This is a genomic window from Haematobacter missouriensis (assembly GCF_000740775.1).
GTDB classification, from domain to species: Bacteria; Pseudomonadota; Alphaproteobacteria; order Rhodobacterales; family Rhodobacteraceae; genus Haematobacter; species Haematobacter missouriensis.
In genome coordinates, this window is the sequence record NZ_JFGS01000081.1 from 1 (window position 1) to 2723 (window position 2723).

3 protein-coding genes and 1 pseudogene are annotated in these 2723 nt (G+C 61.5%); 3 read left to right on the top strand and 1 reads right to left on the bottom strand.

Features of this window, described 5'->3' with window-relative positions; all coding sequences use genetic code 11:
- The 3 genes and pseudogenes from CG51_RS20480 to CG51_RS18645 all read left to right on the top strand — a co-directional run.
- Positions 1 to 516, top strand: a pseudogene (locus tag CG51_RS20480) (hypothetical protein); the annotation flags it as partial.
- 52 nt (positions 517 to 568) lie between these two features.
- Positions 569 to 862, top strand: a complete 294-nt coding sequence (locus CG51_RS18640) for a transposase (RefSeq protein WP_035747577.1) — start codon at positions 569 to 571, stop codon at positions 860 to 862.
- Positions 863 to 870: 8 nt separating this feature from the next.
- Positions 871 to 1326 carry an IS3 family transposase gene (locus CG51_RS18645; protein ID WP_084695291.1) on the top strand — a complete coding sequence of 152 codons (456 nt, stop codon included), beginning with the start codon at positions 871 to 873 and terminating at the stop codon, positions 1324 to 1326.
- Here CG51_RS18645 and tnpC read toward each other — a convergent pair.
- On the bottom strand, positions 1318 to 2723 hold a 1406-nt coding region (tnpC, locus tag CG51_RS18650), incomplete at its 5' end, for an IS66 family transposase (protein ID WP_035747579.1). The two genes, CG51_RS18645 and tnpC, sit on opposite strands and share 9 nt — an antisense overlap.

The window sequence follows — 2723 nt, forward strand, 5'->3', positions numbered from 1 at the left end:
CCCTGGCCGACTTCATTGGAATCCGCATTTGGCTTTCGCTTTCCAGAACAATGCCCCGACGGGAACAGTCCGTGCGGATGCGATGTACAGGCCTTCAGCCGGGTGCTCAGCGCTGAAGTGCCGTGGGTCGAGTGGCCGCTTTCTGTGAACGAAGCGCCTGATACGCCGGTGATCCTCGATTTGCTCGAGTTTTGTGCCAGTGCTGTCGGCGAACCAATTCAAGGCAGATATCACTCTTACTTCAGTCACCATCATTTGAGCTGGGATAGGGATGCCGGCCTTACGCGGTTTGTAGCAGACGTGAACCTCCTGTTTCGGCGGAATGCAGTTGCCTATGAAATCACATCGACCGGGCAGGCGCGTCGGTTGCTCCCTCAGCCGCTCGCCGACACTCTCGGCTGGGCGATGTTTCAGACTGATGATGCAGAGACGGACCGGTTGCTTGAAGCCGCTCGCCAACGGTTTCTCTCACCAAAGCCTGACGATCTGAGTTGCTCCCCGAAAATCGGACAGTGACGTAAGCTACGATCTGACGTCTGCTGATCTCCAAGAACGAGGAGATCAGAACATGAAGAACCGCAGGAACCATGACGCGGGGTTCAAAGCCCGTGTGGCGCTGGAAGCCGTAAAGGGCGAGCGCACGGTGTCGGAGCTGGCCGCCGAATATGGCGTGCATCCGACGATGATCCATCAGTGGAAGAAGGCTCTTTTGGAGGGCGCGGCTGACATCTTTGAGCGGGGCGGCAAGAGAGCGCCCGAGATCGACGAAGACACGGTGCGGTCGCTGCATGCAAAAATCGGGGAGCTGGCTGTGGCCAACGATTTTTTGTCCAGAAAGCTCAAGCCCTGGACCGGAAAGTGAGGCGCGGGATGATCGAGAAGAACCACCCGAGCCTGTCGGTCGGGGCACAATGCCGCCTGTTGTCGATCCCGCGGTCGTCGTTCTACTATGAACGGATGGGCGAGACGGCGATGAACCTCGACCTCATGGTGGTGATCGACAAGCAGTTCCTCGAAACGCCGTTTTACGGCGTCCAGCAGATGACGTGGCACCTGCTGAACGAGGGGTATGTTGTGAACTACAAGCGCATTCGTCGACTGATGCGGCTCATGCGCCTGATGCCGATCTACCAGAAGCCCGACACCAGCCGGCCAGCGAAGGGACACAAGACCTATCCTTATCTGCTCGGCGGACTACGGGTCGATCGGCCCAATCAGGTCTGGTGCGCCGACATCACCTACATCCCGATGCGCCGGGGCTTCCTCTTTCTGGTCGCCATCATGGACTGTAAGCGTTCGCAGGACATCACGGTCGGCTTAGCTTGACGGTTTGAAGTTCCATGGCAGCAGGTCGTCGATGCGGCTTTGCGGGTGGCCGTTGGCGATGGCTGTCAGGGTTGCCTTGAGATAAGCGAAGGGCTCGATGCGATTGATCTTGCAGGTCTCGATCAGCGAGGCAATGCGGCCCCAGGCGATGCCGCCTTCGTCGTGGCCGGCGAAGAGGGCATTCTTGCGATTGAGGGCAATGGGACGGATCAGGTTCTCGACCCTGTTGGAGTCGATCTCGACACGGCCATCGGTCAGGAAGGTTTGCAGCCCGTCCCAGTGGTTATGGATATAGGCCAGTTTTTCGCCCAAGCGGGATTTGGCGGAGGTCTTGCGGCGCTGCGCCTGCAGCCAGTCGCCGAAGGTGGCCACCAGCGGCGCGGTGCGGGCTTGGCGGGCTGAGAGGCGCTGGCCGGAGGAGACGCCGCGGATATCGGCCTCGACGGCATAGAATTCGGCAATGCGGCGCAGGCCCTCTGCGGCGATCGCTGATCCGTCGCGGTCGAAGACCTCCTTCAGTTTGCGGCGCGCATGCGCCCAGCAATGCGCCACGCGAATGGGCGCGCCGCCCTTGCGCGAGGGTTTGGTCAGTCGATTGTAGCCGGTATAGCCGTCGACCTGCAGAATGCCGTCGAAGCCGGTCAGGAAGGTTTCAGCACATTCGCCCGCGCGGCCGGGGGCGTAGAAGTAGACCACGCCGGGCGGGTCCTCGCCGCACCAGGATCGGTTATCGCGGGCGAGTGCCCAGAGATATCCGGTTTTGGTTGCTCCGCGCCCCGGATCCAGCACCGGGGCGGTGGTTTCATCCATGAACAGCTTGCCGGATCGCTTCAGATTCTCGGCCAACCGGTCGACGACAGGCTTCAGATGGAATGCAGCCTTGCCGACCCAATCGGCCAGCACGGCACGGTGCAGATCAAGCCCCGCCCGCGCCAGGATCTGGCTCTGGCGATACAGTGGCAGGTGATCGGCATATTTGCTGATCAGGACATGAGCGATGGCACCTTCGGTTGGCAGCCCGCCCGCGATCAGATGTGAGGGTGCCGGGGCCTGCGTCACGCCGTCGGTGCAGGTCCGACAGGCATATTTCGGGCGCACGGTGACGATGACGCGCAACTGGGCCGGCACGATGTCCAGCCGCTCACTGCGGTCTTCACCGATCCGATGCATGACACCGCAGCCGCAGGGGCAGATCAGGCTGTCAGGCTCGATTACCTCTTCAATGCGCGGAAGGGCGGCAGGCAGATTGCCAATGGTGCGCTTGGGCGCGGACTTGGTCGTCCCGCCCCCTGCTTTGGGGGCACGGATTTCCTTTTCCGCCTCAACCTCGGCCAGCGCGATGGACAGATCCTCGAACGCGAGCTGCCGCTCGTCCTCGGACAGCTTTTCCGACCGCT